The organism is Labrenzia sp. THAF35, assembly GCF_009363595.1.
In the GTDB taxonomy this organism is placed as follows: Bacteria; Pseudomonadota; Alphaproteobacteria; order Rhizobiales; family Stappiaceae; genus Roseibium; species Roseibium algicola.
The window spans coordinates 2,400,975-2,421,724 of record NZ_CP045380.1 but is presented as its reverse complement, the minus strand read 5'-3'; the positions used below and the strand labels follow the sequence as shown (position 1 = coordinate 2,421,724).

21 protein-coding genes are annotated in these 20,750 nt (G+C 61.1%); 13 read left to right on the top strand and 8 right to left on the bottom strand.

Features of this window, described 5'->3' with window-relative positions; all coding sequences use genetic code 11:
* Positions 1–17: 17 nt before the first annotated feature.
* The 6 genes from FIU93_RS11060 to FIU93_RS11040 all read left to right on the top strand — a co-directional run bounded on the left by FIU93_RS11060 (position 18) and on the right by FIU93_RS11040 (position 4,737).
* Positions 18–1,994: a thiamine pyrophosphate-binding protein gene (locus FIU93_RS11060; protein ID WP_152505595.1), complete on the top strand. Its 1,977-nt coding sequence runs from the start codon at positions 18–20 to the stop codon at positions 1,992–1,994.
* A gap of 293 nt (positions 1,995–2,287) precedes the next feature.
* Complete coding sequence (locus FIU93_RS11055; protein ID WP_062487206.1) at positions 2,288–2,509, top strand: hypothetical protein; 222 nt, start codon at positions 2,288–2,290, stop codon at positions 2,507–2,509.
* Entirely contained in the window at positions 2,506–2,673 is a 168-nt protein-coding gene (locus FIU93_RS31380; protein ID WP_173017301.1) for a hypothetical protein, read from the top strand. The genes FIU93_RS11055 and FIU93_RS31380 overlap by 4 nt, the downstream gene beginning before the upstream one ends.
* On the top strand, positions 2,670–3,737 hold the full coding sequence (locus FIU93_RS11050) for a Rieske 2Fe-2S domain-containing protein (protein WP_152505594.1): 1,068 nt from the start codon (positions 2,670–2,672) through the stop codon (positions 3,735–3,737). Before FIU93_RS31380 ends, FIU93_RS11050 begins: the two co-directional genes overlap by 4 nt.
* The gene (locus FIU93_RS11045; RefSeq protein WP_152505593.1) at positions 3,734–4,495 is read left to right on the top strand and encodes a hypothetical protein; all 762 of its coding nucleotides are present in this window, start codon (positions 3,734–3,736) and stop codon (positions 4,493–4,495) included. The genes FIU93_RS11050 and FIU93_RS11045 overlap by 4 nt, the downstream gene beginning before the upstream one ends.
* Positions 4,492–4,737 (top strand): hypothetical protein, encoded by a 246-nt coding sequence (locus tag FIU93_RS11040; RefSeq protein WP_152505592.1) that lies wholly within the window; start codon positions 4,492–4,494, stop codon positions 4,735–4,737. The genes FIU93_RS11045 and FIU93_RS11040 overlap by 4 nt, the downstream gene beginning before the upstream one ends.
* 45 nt (positions 4,738–4,782) lie before the next feature.
* Here the strand turns inward: FIU93_RS11040 and FIU93_RS11035 are convergent, their stop codons facing one another.
* From FIU93_RS11035 to FIU93_RS11000, 8 genes are all read right to left on the bottom strand, one after another.
* The gene (locus FIU93_RS11035; RefSeq protein WP_152505591.1) at positions 4,783–5,565 is read right to left on the bottom strand and encodes an alpha/beta hydrolase; all 783 of its coding nucleotides are present in this window, start codon (positions 5,563–5,565) and stop codon (positions 4,783–4,785) included.
* An 8-nt stretch (positions 5,566–5,573) separates the two neighbouring features.
* A complete protein-coding gene (locus FIU93_RS11030; protein ID WP_152505590.1) occupies positions 5,574–6,635 on the bottom strand; it encodes a branched-chain amino acid ABC transporter permease in 1,062 nt (353 codons plus the stop codon).
* 15 nt (positions 6,636–6,650) lie between these two features.
* Entirely contained in the window at positions 6,651–7,679 is a 1,029-nt protein-coding gene (locus FIU93_RS11025; protein ID WP_023003027.1) for a branched-chain amino acid ABC transporter permease, read from the bottom strand.
* A complete protein-coding gene (locus tag FIU93_RS11020) occupies positions 7,676–8,401 on the bottom strand; it encodes an ABC transporter ATP-binding protein (protein ID WP_023003026.1) in 726 nt (241 codons plus the stop codon). The genes FIU93_RS11025 and FIU93_RS11020 overlap by 4 nt, the downstream gene beginning before the upstream one ends.
* Positions 8,401–9,186, bottom strand: coding sequence for an ABC transporter ATP-binding protein (locus tag FIU93_RS11015; RefSeq protein ID WP_152505589.1), 786 nt, complete (start codon positions 9,184–9,186; stop codon positions 8,401–8,403). Before FIU93_RS11015 ends, FIU93_RS11020 begins: the two co-directional genes overlap by 1 nt.
* Before the next feature lie 140 nt (positions 9,187–9,326).
* A complete protein-coding gene (locus tag FIU93_RS11010) occupies positions 9,327–10,526 on the bottom strand; it encodes a substrate-binding domain-containing protein (RefSeq protein ID WP_023003024.1) in 1,200 nt (399 codons plus the stop codon).
* Positions 10,527–11,209: 683 nt separating this feature from the next.
* Positions 11,210–12,271 carry a sn-glycerol-3-phosphate ABC transporter ATP-binding protein UgpC gene (ugpC, locus tag FIU93_RS11005; protein WP_152505588.1) on the bottom strand — a complete coding sequence of 354 codons (1,062 nt, stop codon included), beginning with the start codon at positions 12,269–12,271 and terminating at the stop codon, positions 11,210–11,212.
* A gap of 27 nt (positions 12,272–12,298) precedes the next feature.
* A complete protein-coding gene (locus tag FIU93_RS11000) occupies positions 12,299–13,087 on the bottom strand; it encodes an IclR family transcriptional regulator (protein ID WP_152505587.1) in 789 nt (262 codons plus the stop codon).
* Positions 13,088–13,205: 118 nt separating this feature from the next.
* Between FIU93_RS11000 and FIU93_RS10995 the strand changes: the two genes are divergently transcribed.
* From FIU93_RS10995 to FIU93_RS10965, 7 genes are all read left to right on the top strand, one after another.
* Positions 13,206–14,465 carry an ABC transporter substrate-binding protein gene (locus tag FIU93_RS10995; RefSeq protein WP_152505586.1) on the top strand — a complete coding sequence of 420 codons (1,260 nt, stop codon included), beginning with the start codon at positions 13,206–13,208 and terminating at the stop codon, positions 14,463–14,465.
* An 87-nt stretch (positions 14,466–14,552) separates the two neighbouring features.
* Complete coding sequence (locus tag FIU93_RS10990; RefSeq protein ID WP_023003020.1) at positions 14,553–15,470, top strand: sugar ABC transporter permease; 918 nt, start codon at positions 14,553–14,555, stop codon at positions 15,468–15,470.
* A 1-nt stretch (position 15,471) separates the two neighbouring features.
* Complete coding sequence (locus tag FIU93_RS10985; RefSeq protein WP_023003019.1) at positions 15,472–16,320, top strand: carbohydrate ABC transporter permease; 849 nt, start codon at positions 15,472–15,474, stop codon at positions 16,318–16,320.
* Positions 16,317–18,392 (top strand): alpha-galactosidase, encoded by a 2,076-nt coding sequence (locus tag FIU93_RS10980; protein ID WP_152505585.1) that lies wholly within the window; start codon positions 16,317–16,319, stop codon positions 18,390–18,392. The genes FIU93_RS10985 and FIU93_RS10980 overlap by 4 nt, the downstream gene beginning before the upstream one ends.
* Positions 18,393–18,453: 61 nt before the next feature.
* A complete protein-coding gene (locus tag FIU93_RS10975; protein ID WP_152505584.1) occupies positions 18,454–19,218 on the top strand; it encodes an SDR family oxidoreductase in 765 nt (254 codons plus the stop codon).
* On the top strand, positions 19,215–20,135 hold the full coding sequence (locus FIU93_RS10970) for a 2-dehydro-3-deoxygalactonokinase (RefSeq protein ID WP_152505583.1): 921 nt from the start codon (positions 19,215–19,217) through the stop codon (positions 20,133–20,135). Before FIU93_RS10975 ends, FIU93_RS10970 begins: the two co-directional genes overlap by 4 nt.
* Positions 20,132–20,746, top strand: a complete 615-nt coding sequence (locus tag FIU93_RS10965; RefSeq protein WP_152505582.1) for a 2-dehydro-3-deoxy-6-phosphogalactonate aldolase — start codon at positions 20,132–20,134, stop codon at positions 20,744–20,746. Before FIU93_RS10970 ends, FIU93_RS10965 begins: the two co-directional genes overlap by 4 nt.
* Positions 20,747–20,750 lie beyond the last annotated feature (4 nt).

Below are 20,750 nucleotides of genomic sequence, written 5' to 3'. Positions count from 1 at the left end.
TTAAGGGAGGAAGACCAATGGACGCTCAGAATCTCGACTGGATCAAGGTTGGGCACGTCAACGACCTGCCCGAAGGCCGGGTGAAAACGGTCACGGCCCGCACAACCTCGATATGCCTGTCGCATTTCGAAGGCCAGTGGGCGGCGATGGACAATCATTGCCCGCATCAGCGCGGCCCGCTCGGGGAAGGTTCCATCGAGAAGGGGTCGGACGGAAAATGCTGGATCCGTTGCCCCTGGCACGGCTGGGACTTCGATCCGCTGACGGGCACGCCTCCCGGCGGTCACGAGGACAGTGGCCAGAAGCTCTATCCCCTCAGGATCGACGGCGACGAGATCTTCATCGGACTGGAACCGGAGCCGCCCCACGAACGCACGGTGACAGACGTCATGGCCGAAACCATGGTCAACTGGGGCGTCAAGCGCGTCTTCGGCATGGTCGGCCATTCCAACCTCGGCCTTGCCGATGCCATCCGCCGTCAGGTCGACAAGGGCACATTGGGCTATGTCGGCATTCGCCACGAAGGCGCCGCCGCCTTCGCCGCCTCCGCCTATGGCAAGCTGACCGGCAAACCGGCGGCCTGCCTCACCATTGCCGGACCCGGCGCAACCAATCTTCTGACCGGCCTCTGGGACGCCAAGGTCGACCGGTCACCGGTTCTGGCCCTCACCGGCCAGGTGCAGACCCAGGTGTTCGGCCCGGGGGCCTTTCAGGACATTGATCTCAAATCCGCGTTCGAAGCCGTCTCGAAGTTTTCCCAGCCGGTACTCAGCACCTCCAACCATGCCGAGCTGATGTCGCTGGCCTTGAAAACCGCGCTGGTGGAACGGGATGTCGCCAATCTCATTTTCCCCGACGACGTCCAGACCAATCCGAGCAGCAGGGAGGCAGGCAAACCCGAAGGCCGCCTCGGCGGAACCGGCATCACGCCCTCGGGCGAGGACCTCGCAAAGGCCGTTGAGATGATCAACGCAGCGAAACGCCCGGTCATTGTGCTTGGCTACGGCGCCAAGAATGTTCGCGACAAGGTCGTCGCGCTTGCCGAAAAGCTCGGCGCACCGGTCCTGACCACTTTCAAGGGCAAGGGCCTGATCCCGGACACCCACCCGCTGGCAGCCGGTGTTCTTGGCCGCTCCGGGACGCCCATTGCAAGCTGGTTCATGAACGAGGCGGATCTGATCGTCTCGCTCGGGTCTTCCTTTGCCAACCACACAGGCATCGCCCCCTACAAGACCATCATCCAGGTGGATTTCGAGCGCATGCAGCTCGGCAAGTTTCATCCCGTGACTCTGCCTGTCTGGGGCGAGATCGGCACCTTCTGCGAAGCCATTGTCGATCAGGTACTGAAACCGGCAGATGCCCCCGACCAGGCGAGCGAGCTGGTGGAACGCTGGACAATCTGGCGTGCGGAAAAGGACCTTCGTCTTTCCGAGGACGGCGGCAGGGGCATTCACTCGGCGGCCGTTTTCAAGGCTTTGAGCGATCTGTGCCCACCGGACGCGATCATCCCGGTCGACGTCGGCAACAACACCTATTCCTTCGGTCGGTATTTTGAGCCTTGCGGACAGCGCATCCTGATGTCCGGCTATCTCGGCTCCATCGGCTTCAGCCTGCCCGCGGCCCTGGGCGCCTGGAGCGCGACCCAGGACTTCGAGGAATTCCGGGGCCGCAAGGTGATCTCGATTTCCGGTGACGGAGGTTTTGGACAATACGCCATGGAGTTCACCACGGCCGTCAAATACGGAATGGATATAACCCATATCCTTTTGAACAATTCCGAGCTCGGCAAGATCTCCAAGGAGCAGCGCTCGGGCGAATGGCCGGTCTGGGAAACGAACCTCACCAACCCGTCCTTCGCCGCTTTCGCGCGCCTGTGCGGTGGTCATGGCCACCGGGTGACCGACCCCGCCGAGCTGAAAGACGCCATCGCCGACGCGATCGCCCACGACGGTCCGTCACTGGTGGAGATCATCACGGATGCGGATCTGGTGTGATGGAAACCGTGACAAGGTCTCAATCGCTCCTTTTACGCGGCAAGGCCACTCGTGCAACACCTCCTCCTCCGTCATCCCATGGCTCGACCATGGGATCCATGCCATTGCGGTTCGACATGACGGACCTCGCTCAAGGCACGGAAACGGCATGGATTGCAGGGTCGAGCCCTGCAATGACGGGGTGAGAAAAGAAGAGAGGCCAACTCGAACCGGAAGACTTGAAGAGACCGTTGGCAACGCTTCGTAATGAGCTAAGCTGACACCAATCACATCCAGACCTGGCGGGGGTCCACTTGCAAACAGCAGCCATTCTGATCGACATCGGAAAATACTATCTCATGGCCGGCGGGCTGGTCGCGGCACTCTTTCTTGTCATCGGCATCGACCGGGTGGAGCCATCCGCACGCGGGTCTCATGTCTTCCGGCCCTTGCTCATTCCAGGTATCTGCCTGATCTGGCCGCTGGTGCTCTATCGCTGGTACGTGCTTGAAAAGCATGGGGAGGCTGGCCGGTGAAACGTGCACATCGCAAGGCGCATGCCCGTATCTGGACCGTCCTCGGCCTGCTCCTGCCGCTGGTCTTCTTCACCATCCTGGCGATGCGCCAGTCGCCCCCCGCAGACAGACCGGCTGTGCTGATTGAAGCTCCGGTGGAAAGCTCCGCGGAGGCAAGCCAATGAGCGTGCAATACACACCGGTGATCTGGAATCGCAACAAGATGGTCTATGATGCCATCCTGCTGATTGCCGTCGCACTTTATCTTTATGTCTTCATTCGTGTCGGGCCGTTCCATGAGGATATTACCCGGCCAATCGACGGTGCCATCCTGAGGATGCGTGCCTTCGGCAGTTGTGCCTTCCTGATGCTGACGGTGATCCTGTGCATCGGGCCGCTGGCCCGGCTCGACCGGCGCTTTTTGCCATTGCTTTACAATCGCCGCCATTTCGGCGTGATGACCGCCGGTATTGCGGCTGTCCACGCCAACTATGTACTTGGCTGGTATTTCAACTTCTCCCCGACCGACAGCTATGTCGCGTTACTGTCGTCCAACACAAGCTACGGGCAGGTGATCGGCTTTCCCTTCGAGGCTTTCGGTATCGCTGCTCTCCTGATCCTGTTCGCACTGGCTGCCACCAGCCATGATTTCTGGCTCAGCTTTCTGGGAGCGCCGATCTGGAAGGCGCTGCACATGTTCATCTATGCCGCCTACGCCTTCGTAGTGTTGCATGTCGCGCTCGGCGCGCTGCAAGGCCCGTCCGATCCCATCTTCACCAGCATGGTTGCGGCAAGCGTTGTCATGGTCTGCGGTCTTCACTTTGCAAGCGGACGCCTGGAGGCCAATCGGGAAAAAGGCGATGCCACGGCAAAGGCTTCCCTGGAAGAAGCCGGCTGGGTCGTTGCAGGTGAGGTGGACGAAATCGACGACAAATGCGCCAAGGTCGTGACCCTGAGCGAAGAGGAGCGTGTCGCCATCTTCAAGTATGACGGCAAGCTGTCGGCGGTCACCAATGTCTGCGCCCACCAGAACGGCCCGCTTGGCGAAGGCAAGGTGCTGTGGGGCTGCATCACCTGCCCCTGGCACGGGTATCAATACAATCTGGCCGACGGCCGAGCGCCCGCGCCCTTCACCGAGAAGATCGCCACCTACAAGCTGAAGCTGGTCGGCTCCACCGTCCTTCTCGATCCCAACGCTCTGCCACCCGGCACCTATGTCGAGCCGGTGGTGATCGGAGGTGCGCCATGAGCTGGAAACAAACCAATGCGGCTCCGTTTTTCGTCGGCTATCTCAACAAGGTGCCGAAGCCACTGGTGGCCTTTCTCGGGGTCTTCTCCCTGTGTTTTGTCGCGGGACTGGGCCTTGCAGCCTTCGCCCTGTCCACCACCCAGAACGATCCGGGCAGCGGCACGTTTCAGTGGGGCAACAGGTTCGAGCAAACAGGCCTGTTTGAACTCCGGCCCTATCCGGTGTTCCGCATTCCGGCTGATGGCGACACCCCTGCCCGCACCTACATGCTGGCAGGCCAGGGCAAACGCGGTGTCTTTGAACAGGCAGAAGCCAATCGCGAGATGCCGGTGACCTTGCGTGGAGTGCCGGTCAACCGCGGCGATCTGACAATGATCCAGGTGGGACAGGTAGAACCTGCAACGGAGGATACACCCGGCTTCACCCCATCCGAACCCGTCTCGCTCGGCCGCTGGAAACTGACCGGTGAAATCTGCGACGGCAAGTGCTATGCGGGCGCCATGCGCCCGGGCCGGGGCCTTGCGCACAAGGCCTGCGCGGACCTCTGCCTGACCGGCGGCATTCCGCCGGTCTTCGTCTCGTCCGGACCGGTCGAGGGACGCAATTTCTTTCTCATGGCCGGCAAGGACGGCCAGCTTCTTGGCGAGGCGATCAATCCGCTGCTGGCGCTTTACATCGAGGTCGAAGGCGAGGTCGAACAGCTGGACGACCTGATGGTGTTCAAGGCAGACCTTCTGACCGCAAGGGTGCTGAAATGAGCGATCAGCCGCAAAAGCCTCTCTGGCTGACCATCGTGATCTCGCTGGTGATGACAGCACTCCTCGCCGGGATTGCCTGGGCTGTGTGGACCTACGCCAACAGCAGCGTCCAGAATTTTGCCCCCGGCACGTTGCTGCGCGACCTCCGCTTCTTCGTCGGCCTGCTCGCCGTGTTCCTGGTTTTGAGCATCCTGGACCGGATCATTGAATTCGTGAAGGCGAAGCTGGGCGGCGGACACTGAGGAAACGGTCAGGATGGCCGTCCCAAAAAGCCAAGTTTGTGCACCTCAGCCCTTCACCAGGTTCCGCAGCAGGCTGTTGAACTTGTCCGGCTCTTCCATGTGCGGCGCGTGGCCTGATGCTTCAAAGCCATGGAAATGGAATTCCGGAACATTGTCCGCGTGCCAGCGATGGACACCCGGGCCGTAAAGCTGGCTGCGCAGACCCGCCACCAGATGAAACGGCACGGGAAAGGCTTTCAAAAGCGGGCGGAAATCCTGCGCGGTCAGTGACGACCACATCGGCTTCAAGAGCACAGGATCGGCTGCAGCAATCTCTTTGCGGGCTAGCTCCGCAACGCACTCCGGCACGGGCAGGCCTTCGGCGAACAGTCGTCTCGCGATCCGGGCCGGCAGTTTGGCCCAATCCGCCACAATGGCATTCAGGAAATGGTCGTTGAGTTCGGCATTGAGGCCGTTCAGCGTTCCGTTCTGCCAGTCGGGGTCGTTCAGAACCTTCGGCGTCATGTCAATGGCAACGAACTGCGAGATCCGGTCCGCGCCGTGCCGCTCAATCATTGCATAGGAAACCAACGCACCCATCGACCAACCGCAGAGGATTACTTCAGTTAGTTCGCGCTCGGCCAAAGCCGCATGAACTGCATCGGCTGCTGCCTCGATGGTCAATGGCAACCGGCCCGCTGTTTTGCCGTGGCCCGGCAGATCCGGAACAATGCAACGGGCGTCAGTTTTCAGAGCCCCGATCTGGCCTTCGAAGAACCGGCCCGGACAAGACCAGCCGTGGATCAGCACCAGCGGTCTGCCCGTTCCCTCGTCGCGGATATGCAACATATTCCCGCTCACGCACGCCCCGCCCGTAGCCGTCCGACAATGCCCGTCGGGAAAAAATAGACCGACAGAATGAAGAGAACACCCAGCCACAACAGCCAGCGTTCCGGCGCCACCAGCGTCGAGAACACCGGCACCGCGCTGGTTGCTTCTGCAGCAACACCCATCAGGTTTTGCAGATAGGTCTGCGCCAGAATGAACAGGGTTGCCCCGAGCACGGCCCCGTAAAGCGTGCCCATGCCCCCTATCACGACCATCAGCAGAATGTCGATCATGATCTCCATGGAGAGCGTTGTTGCCGGGCCGGTGTAACGCAGCCAGATGGCCAGGAGCGAGCCTGCAAGCGCTGCCATGACTGCCGACAGAACGGTGGCCGTGGTGCGATACCAGACCACGCGGTAACCGATCGCCTCCGCCCGGAAGGCATTGTCGCGAACCGCCTTCAGCGTGCGGCCGAACGGCGAGTTGACGATGCGCAGCATGACCAGGAACAGGATCGCGGCGGCGAAGAACACCAGGTAATAGGCCAGGACCTTGCCATTGATGCTGACGTCGAACACCTTCGCCTTGATAAGCTTGAAGGCGGGTGTCAGCTCGCGCGGGATCTTGTAGTTGAGCCCGTCCTCACCGCCTGTCAGCCAGGACATCTGCGACACCAGCACGGCAAAGGCGCTTGCGACCGCCAGCGTCACCATGGCGAAGAAGATCGCCTTCACCCGAAGCGAGAACAGCCCGATGGCCAGCGCGAACAGAGCCGCAACCCCGGCACCCGCCGCCGTGCCCCAGACCAGCGAACCGTAGTTCGGCCCGGTGGTCGACAAGGCAAGCGCGGTCCCATAAGCGCCAATGCCGAAGAACATGGTGTGGGCGAAGGAAACGATACCGGCATAGCCCAGCAGCAGGTCGTAACTTGCCACCAGCACGATGAAGATGCAGATCCGTGCGGCCGTCTCCAGTGACTTGGTGCCGGGAAAGAGAAACGGTGCAAAGGCGAGCGAGATCAACACGATCAGCAGCAGCGCAGTCAGAAGGCCGCTGCGCGGCGTGTCGCCGGAAAGAAGTCTGGTCAACATTATCTTGTTCCGTCCCTACTTCGCCTTGACCACCGGATAAAGGCCCTGCGGCCGCCACATCAGCACCACGACCATCAGCGCGATGGTCGAGATCAACGCCACCTTCGGCGCCAAAAAAGCTGTGTAGTTTGCAAGCAGTCCCACCAGCATGGCGCCGATGAAACAGCCCTCGACCGAGCCAAGGCCGCCGATGATCACCACGATGAACACCAGAACCATGATCTCCGAGCCCATGTGTGCGGTAATCGTTTCCTGATAGAGGCCCCACATGACGCCCCCGAGCCCGGCCAGCGCCGATCCGGTCATGAACACGATCAGGAACAGCCGGCGGATGCGGTAGCCGAGCGCTTCCACCATCTCGCCGTTCTCCACCCCGGCGCGCACCAGCAGACCGATCTTGGTGTTCTTCAGGATATGGCGCATGCCGATGAACAGCGCGAGGCCGATGCCGACCGCCACCAGGCGGTATTTCTCGATGGCTGCTTCGCCGATCACCAGCGATCCCTGCAAGGCTTCCGGGCGGGACATATGCAGCTCGTCCGGCCCCCAAACCACGTAGATCATCTGCTGGGCCACGATCAGCCCGCCCATGGTGACAAGGATCTGCTTCAGATGTTCGCCGTAGACCGGCATCACGATCACCCGCTCGAAGGCAAGACCGAGAAGACCGGTCACGAGCATGGCCGCAAGGATGGCAATCAGCACGGCGGAGAGATTCATGAAGACGCTTGGCGAAGCCGTCCAGCCGGCCAGCCAGGCCAAAACCGTGAAGCCGACGAAGGCGCCGACGGCAACAAAGGCGCCATGGCCGAAGTTGATCACGTCCATCAGCCCGAAGACCACTGTCAATCCCGACGCCATGATGAAGATCATCATGCCCATGGCCAGCCCGGCCACCGTCAGTGTCAGCCAGCTCGCCGGATTGCCGATGGCAATGAGCCCGACGGCAGCCAGCACCGGCACCAGCAGCACCGGCAGTTTCTGGGCAAGCTGTTCCTTCAGCGGGATTTTCTCGATCCGCGGTTTGATCGCCGTCTCGCTCATTGATGCGCCTCCAGGCTCAGCCCCATGAGTTTTTCCTGCAAGGCGACATCCGCCACCAGTTCGTCCATGCGGCCGGAATGAATGATGCGGCCATCATCCATCACCGCGACCGTGTCGCCGATGCCGGACGCCATGGCGAAATTCTGCTCCACCAGCAGGATGGTGGTATCGGTTTCCTTCAGTTCCTTCAGCGCATCGGTCATCGCCTTGATGATCGCCGGCGCGAGGCCTTTCGTCGGCTCGTCGATCAGGATCAGCCGGCGCGGCTCGATGATCGCCCGCGCCACGGACAGCATCTGCTTCTGACCACCGGACAGCGTTCCTGCGGAGGAATTCCAGAAGCTGCCGATCGGCGGAAACAGCTCCTTGATCCAGGCAAGGCGCTTTTGGTCCATCGGCCCGTTGGCAGCGGCCAGGATCATGTTTTCGGCAACTGTCAGATCGGTGAAGATGCCCATGTCTTCCGGCACAAAGGCAATTCCCCTGCGGGAAATTTCAGGCGTCGACAGTTTGGTGATGACATGATCGCCAAACCGGATATCGCCCTGGCTGGCCGTCCAAAGCCCCATGATGGTGCGTAACGTTGTGGTCTTGCCTGCGCCGTTACGGCCGAGCAGAACGGTCACCCCGCCTTCAGGCACCGCGAGGTCCACACCCTGCAGGATGTGGTAAGGGCCGATATGGGTGTGCACTCCGGAAAGGGTGAGCAGATTTTCCGCCATCACGCAGCCTCCCCGGAGGAAGCCGGTGCCTTGCCGAGATAAGCCTCCTGCACGATCGGCAGGGCAATCACTTCCGAGGGTTCTCCATCGGCCACCAGCGCCCCGTTGTGCAGAACGATGATGCGGTCGGCCAGGGTGCGAATGACATCCATCTTGTGCTCCACCAGCAGGATCGTCCGGTCCATGTCGCTCTTCAGTTTCTGGATCAGCTCCAGGATCACCGGCACTTCGTCGACGCTCATTCCGGCGGTCGGCTCGTCGAACATGAGCACCTGGGGCCCAAGCGCGATCAGCAGCGCCACCTCAAGCTTGCGCTGGTCACCATGGGGCAGAGCGGAAACGGTCTGGTCGGCCTGATCGATCAGCCGAACCTCCGCCAGCACGTGGTCTGCCCGCTCCAGAAGTTCCACATGGCTTTCTGCAACGGTGAAGAGATCGAACCCCTTGCGTGCCTTCGCCTGCGCTACAAGGCGCACGTTTTCGCGCACGCTCAGGGTCGGAAAGAGATTGGTCAGCTGGAACGCCCGGCCGATCCCCCTGTCCGTGCGTTCCGGCACCGACAGTTTGGTGATGGTCTCGCCGTTGAGCAGCACAGCCCCGGAGGTCGCTGCCAGCTGACCGGAGATCAGGTTGAAATAGGTGGTCTTGCCCGCACCGTTCGGCCCAACGATCGCCGTCAGGGTGCCTCGCTCGAAGGCGCAGGAAACGTGATCGACCGCCACATGACCGCCGAAGCGAATGGTCAGGTCCCTCGTTTCCAGAATCGGGTGTTCCTTGGCCACGATGCGCGTTCCCAGGCTTGAATTGTCGCGAAAACTGTATCGGATGAGTGCCCGGCCGGACGGATTTCACACCAGCCGGGCAAACTTAAGGGTCTTGGGGCCACGCGGGCGAAGCTGAAGGCTCCGCCGCGTCTTCATTCGGCTTACTGGTTGCGCACCGGGATGTTCATGTCCTCGATTGTCAACTCGCGCACCAGCTCCGGGATGCCCCATTCGACATCCGGGTCGACCTTGATCTTGAAGTGATACATCGACTGCAGAGCCTGGTGATCTTCCGCCCGGAACATCATCTTGCCCTTTGGCGTTTCGAACTCCATGCCTTCCATGGCAGTGATCAGGTCTTCGGTCTCCGTGGACCCGGCCTTGCGGATCGCCTCGACAATGGCAATGCCGGAAGACATGCCACCCGCGGTGAAGAAGTCCGGCGGCGCATTGAAGCGCTTCTGGTGTTCGGCCACCAGCCAGTCGTTCACCGGATTCTTCGGGATTTCGTAATAGTAGTAGGTCGCGCCTTCCATGCCCGGCAGTTCCTTGTAGGCCGCCATGGCCGCCAGGATGTTGCCGCCCGTGGCGATCTCGACACCAAAGCGCTCCGGCTCCATTGCCTTGATCTTGCTGATCGGATTGCCGCCACCGGCCCAGATCACGAACAGGAACTTGCGGCCCGGCTCATCCTTCAGGGCATCAAAGACGCGCTGCGCGTTGGCTGTGAAATCCTTGGTATCGGTCGGCGCATATTCCTCGAACACCAATTTGGCACCCGTGCCTTCCAGCGCTTCCTTGAAGGCGGCGACGCCGTCACGGCCGAAGGCATAGTCCTGTGCAAGCGTCGCGATGGAGACGCCTTCCTGCCCCAGTGCGACAGCGTTGGCGATCGCGTCCTGGGACGAGTTCCGCGCGGTGCGGAAGATGTAGCGGTTCCAGTTCTCGCCGGTGATGCTGTCGGCAACCGCCGGCTCCACCAGAAGCACCTTCTCGTATTCTTCGGCGACCGGCAGCATGGCCAGCGCAACGCCGGAGGAGACAGGACCGACGGCGATATCGACTTCATCGTCACCATAGGCTTCCGCCAGCGCGGCCTTGCCGATATCCGGCTTCAGCTGAGTGTCCTTCTCGATGACCACGATCTTGCGGCCGTCGATTTCCATGGTGCCGTCGGTGGCATATTCGAGACCCATCATCAGGCCGGTATGCGACTGTTTCGCATAGGCCTCCAGGGCACCGGTCTTGCCGTAAACATGGGCGATCTTGATATCGTCGGCCTGGGCACCGGCAATCCCGGCCGCCGCCACGCTGATGCCAGCCAGAAGCGGCACGGCCCAGCGGAAAACGCGTTTCGTCATGAATTCTCCTCCCGTTGCGCGAAAGGCCGGCAAACCTGCACGGCCGCTCCCACGGCCTCCACAGGGTAACATCATCGCCTGACGCTGGAATATATGACACATGAATCAGTATTCATGTCAAGGCAAGATACGTGTTCGAAGTGGCCGCCTTTCCGGGCGGGTCGTCAGTTAGCGTAACACGAGCTCATGACAGATGAATGCAACCCGGTCCTGCAAAGACACAGCACCAAGAGCGGCAGCGCAATGCCTGACAGTCATGTGATAATGGCTGTCTGAAGGATTATGATGACAGAGGGAAAAGATCGGCCCTGACAGGAGAGCCGCCAAAATCGGCAAGAAAACAGACCCGCCCACCAGACGAATGCAATGCAAGCGACCCGCGGACCAGATGCCCTGCGTCCCGGCATAAGTGGAAAGGCGTTCTCAGCTCCCTGCGCAATCCGGTTGCCAGCCCCTCGGGAACGTCACCATCTACGGCTGTCCACCGTCATTCCGAACAAGCGCAGCATAAGCTGCGTGCAGATCCGGAATCCAGCGCATCTGCGTGAGTGTAGCGAACTCTTTTTCGTACGAGGAGACGCGCCAATGGCACGGCTGATAGCCTGATTCCGGTTCGGCATTGTCTCACTTGTCCAAAACCACGTGCGGAAGGTGGGCCGCCTGGACAAGTCGCCTCGGCGAGACTACCTCAGCCGCTGTTCCGTCTTCGCATCGAAGAACAACGCCGAAGCCGGATCGAAGTCGATGGCGACAAGGCCATCTGAAACTGGCGCATCCTCACCCTTGGTTTCCACGATCACGCGCTCGCCCGTCGGGCAGATGAGATAGGAATAGGCGACGCCGCCGAGTTGCTCGCACAGATCGACCTTCGCCCCTTCCTGCGCAGGCGAGACTTTCAGATGCTGCGGGCGCAGACCGACCAGCACCTTTTCACCCTTGGCGGGCAGCGCGACCGATGTCGGCACGGCAACACCGCCGAACGCAGCGACACTGACCTCGCCCTCCCCGGCAATACCTTCCACGAAATTCATACTGGGCGAGCCGATGAAGCCGGCAACGAACCTGTTGTCCGGATCGGAATAGAGCTGCATCGGCGAGCCGACCTGCTCGATATTGCCACCGCGCAGAACCACGATCTTGTCTGCCAGCGTCATCGCCTCGACCTGGTCGTGCGTCACGTAGATCATCGTCGCGCCGATATCCTTGTGCAGGCGGGCGATTTCAACGCGCATGTCAACACGCAGCTCGGCATCCAAGTTGGAGAGCGGTTCGTCGAACAGAAACACCTCCGGTCCGCGCACGATGGCCCGGCCAATGGCGACGCGCTGGCGCTGCCCGCCGGAAAGCGCCTTCGGCTTGCGCTTCAGATAAGGGTCCAGCTTCAGGATGCGACTGGCCTCGGCAACCTTGGACTGGATCTCGGCCTTCGGATGACCGTTCATCTTCAGCCCGAAGCCCATGTTCTCCTCAACCGTCATATGCGGGTAAAGCGCATAGGTCTGAAACACCATGGCAACGCCCCGTTCCGCCGGATCTGTCTTGGTCACATCACGGCCACCGATCTCGATCCTGCCGTCGGTCGTTTCCTCCAGCCCGGCGATCATGCGCAGAAGGGTGGACTTGCCACAGCCGGACGGACCGACAAAAACGCAGAATTCGCCATGCTCGATCTGAAGGTCCACTCCGTGGATGACTTCCAGGTCGCCATATTTCTTGACGGCTTTTGTCAGTGTGACGCCAGACATGTAATTCTCTCTCCCTTGGGATTCTTGTTAGGCAGGGAACTGCCAGTCCTCGACCGCCGCCGCGATCTTCGAGGCCGCATCCAGCAGTGCGGGCCGTGATTCCAGAAGCTGTTCAAGGCTCTTGCGCTGCGTGGACGTGGTAACGGAAAGCGCTCCAACCGGGCGCCCCTTGGACGACAGGATCGGCGCTGCAATGCAGATGATGCCGGGCTCGTGTTCCTCGCGGTCGTAGGACAGCCCCTCTTCGCGGATCTTTTCCAGGTCCGCACGCAGTTCAGCTTCGCTGGCCAGCGTTGCCGGGGTGTAGCGATAGAACGACTGCTTCTTCAAAACGTGATCGAGTTCAGCAGGCTCCAGAAAGGCCATCAGGGCCTTGCCGACCCCGGTGCAATAGGCCGGACCAACCTTGCCGGCCTGCGAAAACATGTCGATGGCATTGGTCGGATTGCGCTTGTCGACATAAAGCACCTGCCCGCTGTCGAGCTGTGCCAGGTGAACCGTTTCGCCGACAGCTTCCGACAAGGCGCCTACGAAGGGACGCGCAATCGGCGCGATGGAACTTTGCCGCCAGGCCGCATGTGCCAGCCGCACCAGGCGGATACCCAGCGAATAGGTCTGCTGGCGCTCGTCGTAGGCCAGCATGCCCTGGCTCACCAGCGTCTGCAGCAGCCGGTACAGCGTCGCCTTGGGATGAGTGCTTTCAGACAGCAGTTCGGAAAAGCGCACAGGCCGGCCCACAGCCGCAACCTTGTCCAGCACTTCCAGCGCCTTGCCGACCGTGCCGTCACCTGTCGATGACCCCGCCTGTTTGTTCATCAGCTCCTCCTTCGGCCCGTTTCTTGTCGTCGAGCCTGTTGACAACTTATCGCCATCGCATCAAAGTATCAATATACAAAACTAAGTTTCACATAATGGAACCAAAAGGGAGGACACCATGCGTTCCATGCTGAAAACGTCCGTAGCGGCATTTGCCATGTTGGCAGCCGTGATGGGCGCAGCTTCTGCTGACGGCCTGACAGGCAATCTGAAAATCTTTCTCGACACATCGAACCCGGCGCCGCGTGCGACCATGGAAGAGATGATCGCTCAGTTCCAGGAGAAGAACCCGGAGCTGAACATCGAGACGACGGTGATTGACCGGGAAGCCTACAAGACCCAGATCCGCAACTTCCTGACGGCAAATGCGCCGGACGTTGCCACCTGGTACGCAGCCAACCGCATGCGGCCTTACGTGGAGGCCGGCCTTTTCGAGGACGTGTCCGACCTTTGGGCGGAACCGGCAATTGCCGACAACCTCGCCTCTACCAAGGGTGCGATGACCATCGACGGCAAGCAGTGGGGCGTGCCCTACACCTACTATCAGTGGGGTGTTTACTACCGCAAAGACATCTTCGACGAGCTTGGCCTGTCCGAACCCACTACCTGGGAAGAGGAAAAGGCGAACTGCCAGAAGATCATCGATGCCGGCAAGAAGTGCTACACGATCGGCACCAAGTTCCTCTGGACCGCAGGTGGCTGGTTCGACTACCTGAACATGCGCACCAACGGCTTCGACTTCCACATGGACCTGCTCACGGGCAAGGCGTCCTGGAAGTCCGACGAAGTCCGCAAGACCTTCGCCAACTGGCGCGAGCTCATCGACATGGGCGCCTTCATCGACAACCATCAGACCTACTCCTGGCAGGAAGCTCTGCCGTTCATGGTCAAGGGCGATGCAGCCGCTTACCTGATGGGCAACTTCGCCGTGGCACCGCTGCGCGAAGCCGGTCTTTCCGATGACCAGATCGATTTCTACCAGTTCGTGGAAATCACGCCGGGCATCGCCAAGGCGGAAGACGCGCCGACCGATACCTTCCACATTCCGGCCAATGCCGAGAACAAGGAAAACGCGCGCGAATTCCTGAAGTTCGCGGTCTCGCCGGACGTCCAGACCTGGATCAACGACGGCAAGCACCTCGGCCAGCTCCCGGTGAACGCCAAGTCGTCCGTGGACCAGGACAAGTTCCTGGAACAGGGCTTTGAGATGCTGTCCACGAACTCTCCGGGCGGCGTTGCCCAGTTCTTCGACCGCGATGCCCCGGCTGAAATGGCAAAGGTTGCCATGGAAGGCCTGCAGGAATTCATGGTCAAGCCGGACAACCTGGACAAGATCCTGGACCGTTTGGACCGCGCCCAACAGCGTATCTACAAATAAGGTCTGCCTTCGCATGACCGGACAGGGGGCAACCGCTCCCTGTCCTCTTTTCCGGTATACGCCGACGACTCACGAAGAGTTCCGAAAATGGCCCAAGCATCCGTCGCCGAGACCCGCCAGAGTTCCTGGTGGCATCGCAACCAGCAGCAGTTGACACCCTGGCTATTCCTGGCTCCCGGGATCCTGTTCTTCCTGTTCTATGTGATCTTTCCGATTTTCCAGTCGTTCAACCTGTCGCTCTACGAGTGGGACGGTTTGGGCCAGGCGGAATATGTCGGGCTCTACAATTACGAGGAACTCTACTGGGATGACGCGTTCTACACCTCGCTGAAGAACAACGTCATCTGGCTGCTGCTCTATCTGCTTGCCATTCCGGCCGGTCTGTTCATCGCGCTGTTCCTGAACCAGACCGTCACCGGCATCCGGCTCTATAAATCCCTGTTCTTCTTTCCCTTCGTGATTTCCCAGGTCGTCGTCGGCCTGGTGTTCACCTGGTTCTACGACCCGACATTCGGCATCCTCAACGTTCTGCTCGGCGCAGTCGGCCTGCCGCCGCTCAACGTGCTGGGGGACGAGAACTGGGTCACCGTGGGCATCATCGTCGCGGGCCTCTGGCCCCAGACGGCCTATTGCATGATCCTCTATCTCACCGGCCTCAACGCGGTTGATCCGGAGCAGATCGAGGCCGGACGCCTCGACGGCGCCAAGGGCTGGCGCATGCTCTGGTACATCATCGTGCCGCAGCTTCGCCCGGCCACCTTCATCGCCTTCGTCGTCACCATCATCGGCGCTTTGCGCTCTTTCGACCTGATTTCGGTCATGACCAACGGCGGGCCCTTCGGCGCCAGCCGGGTGCTCAGCTTCTACATGTTCGAGGTCGCACTCTCCGAATACGGCTTCCGCATGGGCTACGGCGCGGCCATTGCCGTGGTGCTGTTCCTGATCATGCTGGCCTTCATCGCCTACTTCCTCTGGTCGATGTACAAAGAAGAAAAGGCGCGCTGACATGTTCCCGACACCGATCGAACGCACGTCCCGCCCCTGGCAGATCACCTATCAGACGCTGCTTCCGCTGGCGCTGATCCTGTGGCTGCTGCCGCTGATCGCGGTCGCCATCTTTTCGGTCAAGCCGGATTCGGATTTTGCCAACGCCAACTACTGGGGCTGGCCGTCATCCTTCGAAGGCTTCACCAACTACGCGCTGGTTTTCACCGGCTCGGACATGCCGCAGTATTTGCTGAACTCGTTCAAGATCACCATTCCAACGGTAATCGGCGCGGTTGGCCTCTCGTGCATGACCGGCTTCGCCCTCGGCATCTACAAGTTCAAGGCCAATATCTGGCTCTTCTTCATGTTCGTGGCGGGCAACTTCGTGCCGTTCCAGATCCTGATGGTGCCGGTGCGTGACCTGACCCTGCAGATGGGCCTCTACAACACCATCACCGGCCTGGTTCTGTTCCACATCGCCTTCCAGACCGGCTTCTGCACACTCTTCATGCGCAACTTCATCCGTGCCCTGCCGTTTGAGCTGATAGAGGCCGCGCGCGTTGAGGGCGTCTCCGAATGGCGGATCTTCTGGTACGTGGTGCTACCGCTGATGAAGCCGGCCATCGCCGCGCTGTCGGTGCTGATCTTCACCTTTATCTGGAACGACTACTTCTGGGCCGTGGTGCTGACCCAGGGCGTTGAAAGCCAGCCTGTCACCGCCGGCATCACGTCCTTCAACGCGCAATATCGTGCTGCCTACCACCTGATGAGCGCCGGTTCCATCGTGGCCGCCCTGCCGCCTGTCGCCATGTTCTTTCTGATGCAGCGCCACTTTATTGCAGGCCTCACACTCGGAGCCGTGAAATGATCCGCAGCTGGCATCTTGGAGATGACAGACAGAGCCTGGTCCTGGCCAGCTTCGACGACCGATTGCCGGAAGCCGTCTACTGGGGGCCCGCCCTTCCCACTGGCGAAAACCTGGAGACGCTTTCGGCAGCCGCACTTGCCGACGTCACCGGTGGCATGGTCGACCGCAACGCCGGTCTGAGCCTGTGTCCGGAAGCCTCCGAAAGCTTCCCCGGGCAAACCGGCCTGACTGCAAGGAACGCATCCGGCGCGCCGCTCATGCCCAGTTTCCGGTTCGAAAGCGAAGCCGCTTCGGAGCATGGCCTGACGCTTGTCTTTGCCGACAACAGCCTTGATCTCAGCCTCGTCTTCGATCTCGTCCTGACACCGGAAACCTCCCTGTTAAAGCTTCAGACACGGCTGGAAAGCGCCGATGAGATCACGGTCGACTGGCTGGCGGCTCCGGTTCTGCCGGTCCCGGCTTACACTGGCGAGATGATCGAGTTTTCCGGCCGCTGGTGCGCGGAATTCCTGACCCGCCGCCTGCCGTTTGCGCCCGGTTCCCGTGTCCGCGACAACCGCACGGGCCGCACGGACCACGCCCATTTCCCGGGGCTTGTCGTCTGCAATGCCGGAACGTCCAACACGGCCGGTGAAGCTTTCGCGTTTCACTATGGCTGGTCCGGGGGCCACAAGATGGTTGCCGAGGAACTTGCCGATGGGCGTCGCCAGGTCCAGTTCGGCCACGCCACTGCCAGCCTTGCCAGCGGACGCCACTTCGTCAGCGCACCGCTCTACGCAACCTATTCCGCCACCGGCTTCAACGGTGCCGCCGTGCGGTTCCAGCGCCATGTTCGCGACCATGTGGTTCAGGGAGCCCGCACACCCCGCCCGGTTCACTACAATTGCTGGGAAGCGGTCTATTTCAAACACGACCTCGACGAACTCAAAGCCATCGCCTCCCAAGCGGCGGGCCTGGGCGCCGAGCGCTTTGTGCTGGACGACGGCTGGTTTGGCCGCCGGGATGACGACACCTCGTCTCTGGGAGACTGGGTGATCGACAAACGCAAGTACCCGGACGGCCTCACCCCGCTGATCGACCATATCAAGGCGCTCGGCATGGAGTTCGGCATCTGGTTCGAACCGGAAATGGTCAACGAGGACAGTGACCTCTGCCGCGCTCATCCCGACTGGGTGCTCGGTCACGCAGACCAGATCCGCGGACGCCAGCAACTGGTGCTGGACATGTCCAACCAGGAGGTTCGCGACTATCTTTATGCCCACATCGCCGACGTCCTGAAAAACAACGACATCGGCTACATCAAGTGGGACCACAACCGCATCCTGCCCGTGGTCGATGCCAAACAGGCCGAAGGCTTTTACGAGCTGGTCGACCGTCTGCGGTCCGATTTTCCGGCAGTGGAGATCGAGAGCTGCTCGTCCGGCGGCGGGCGGATCGACTTCGGCGTCCTGGAACGCACGCACCGGGTCTGGCTTTCGGACAGTAACGATGCGCTGGAACGCCAGCGTATTCAGCACGATGCCGCCCTGTTCCTGCCAGCCTCGGTAACCGGCTCTCACGTCGGGCCGCGTCACTGCCATACTTCCGGCCGCACGCTGGACATTCGTCTGCGAGCCTGGACCGCGGCTCAACGCCACATGGGCTTCGAGATGGACCCGCGTGAGCTGACGGAAGCCGAAGCCGAGACGCTGCGCAATGTCACGAGCTGGTGGAAAGCCAACCGGGACTGGATGATGCAGGCCGATATCCTGCGGCTGGACAGCGCCGATCCGGCCGTGATCGCAGAACAGCAGCTTGCCGGCGACGGCAGCCGGTTCGTTGCGTTTGCCGCGCTGACGCGACCAAGTGACCAGATCCTGCCGCGTCCGTTACGCTTGACCGGTCTGGACCCGCAAGGCAGATACAGGCTATCTCTCGTCAATCGGGACGAAGCGCCCCGGCTGTCCCGCGGTGCGCCTCTCCTGAAACATCAAGACCTTGAAGCCAGTGGACAATATCTGATGTCCCACGGGCTCACGCTCCCCTGGCGGTTCCCTGAAACCGTCTGGGTTGTGGAAGGCGAACGTCTTTGAGTAACGTTACTCAAAACGAACCGATTTCGGCTTAGGCCGCCAAAACAATTGAGGAAGTGCCATGTACGCAACATACCCGGATCTCGACAACGCATCGGTATTCATCACCGGTGGCGGCTCCGGCATTGGCGCGGCGCTGACGGAGGGCTTTCTGCGGCAGGGGGCGAAGGTCGCCTTTGTGCAGCGTTCCGACGCAGCGCCCTTCTGCGACGAGATGGAACAGAAATACGGCCGCCGTCCGCTGTTCCTGCCCTGTGACATCACAGACATGGCTGCCCTCAAGGCGGCCATGGATCAGGCAGCCGAAGCCCATGGCCCGATCACGGTTCTGGTCAACAATGCCGCCAACGACAAACGCCACAAGACCGAAGAGGTTGACGAGGCGTTCTGGGACTGGTCCGTGGCGATCAACCTGAAGGCCTATTTCTTTGCCTGCCAGCATGTGGTTGCCGGCATGCGAGCGGCCGGCGGTGGCTCCATCGTCAACTTCTCGTCCATCTCCTACATGATGGGCAATGCGGGCTACCCGGTCTACACAACCGCGAATTCCGGCATCAACGGCATGACCCGCAGCCTCGCACGGGAATTCGGCCCGGAAAACATCCGCGTCAACGCAATTGCGCCCGGCTGGGTCCTGACCCAGAAGCAGAAGGACATGTGGGTAACACCGGAAGGTCTGGCAGCTCACATCGACCGGCAGTGTCTCAAGGTTGAACTGCAGCCGGACGACATGGTTGACCCGGTGCTCTTCCTTGCCTCCAGAACCAGCAAGGCGATGACCGGACAGGCGCTGGTCGTGGATGGCGGCGTGGTGGTGACGGGATGAACACACATCCAAAAGCGTCCTGGATCGCGGCGGATTGGGGCACCACCAATCTGCGCATCTGGGCGCTTGACGAAGCCGGCGGCATCCTTGCCCATCGCAGCTCCGAAAAGGGCATGGGCCGACTGGAGAAACAGGATTTCGAACCTGCCCTGATCGAACTGATCGCTGACCTTCTGAGGGACGGTGAGGTCACACCTGTGATCGTCTGCGGCATGGCCGGGTCCCGGCAGGGTTGGGCCGAAGCTCCCTACATGACCGTACCCTGCGCGCCGCCGTCGATCCGGAACGCTACCGGGGTGGATGCAGCCGACCCGCGCCTCGACGTGCGCATCCTGCCGGGCATCAAGCAGCTCACCCCTCCCGATGTCATGCGCGGCGAGGAAACACAGATCGCGGGGTTCCTTGCGGATAATCAGAAATATACCGGCACCTTGTGCCTGCCTGGAACGCACACCAAGTGGGTCGCCCTCCAGGACGGACGAATTGAGCGGTTCCGCACCTTCATGACAGGAGAGACCTTCGCGCTTCTGTCCAAACACTCCGTCCTGCGGCACGGCCTTTCCGCCGATGACCTCGACAGCACAGCCTTTGCCGAAGCGGCCGAACACAGTTTCAACGCGCCCGAAGCGCTGACTGCCGATCTCTTCGGCGTGCGCGCTGCCGGCCTTGTCGCGGACCTTGGCCCGGCACAGGCAAGCGGCAGATTGTCGGGACTTCTGATCGGAGCCGAACTGGCCGCTGTCAGCCGTGATTTCGACCTTGGTAACACGGCCCTGCTGGGCAGCGACAAGATCGCCGGTGCCTATCGCAGCGCCTTGACACATCTCGGCCATGCCTCAAGGCAGCTCGATGCGGAAACCATCACCTTGAAGGGGCTGACCCTTGCCTATTCCTTCTACGAACCGGAGCATTCATGAGCCGTAACCTGATAGCCATCCTGCGCGGCCTGACCCCGGACGAGGCTCTGCCCGTTACCGAATGCCTGATTGCCGCCGGCATCACTCGTATCGAGGTTCCGCTCAACTCGCCGGACCCGCTTGTCAGCATTGCCGCCATGGCAAAGGCCTTTTCCTCGAATGCCGAGATCGGCGCAGGCACCGTGCTGGCGCCCGAACAGGTGCGCGACGTCAAGAACGCCGGCGGCACGCTGATCGTGTCACCCGACTGCAATCCGGATGTCATCAAGACGACGAAAGCCGAAGCCATGTCTTCCTTTCCCGGTGTGATGACGCCAAGCGAGTGCTTCACGGCGCTGCGCAGCGGGGCAGACGGCCTGAAGTTCTTTCCCGCCTCGCTCATCGGCCCGGACGGACTGAAGGCGATGCTGGCGGTATTGCCGAAGGGCACTGCGACCTATGCCGTGGGCGGTGCCGGCCCGGACAATTTCGGGGACTGGATCAAGGCCGGGGCAGCCGGCTTCGGCATCGGAACGGCTCTGTTCAAACCCGGGTTCAGTGTTGCCGAAGTCAGCGAACGGGCCGAAAAAATCGTCGCCGCCTACGACGCGGCCGTTGCAGCATGCAGGTGATGTC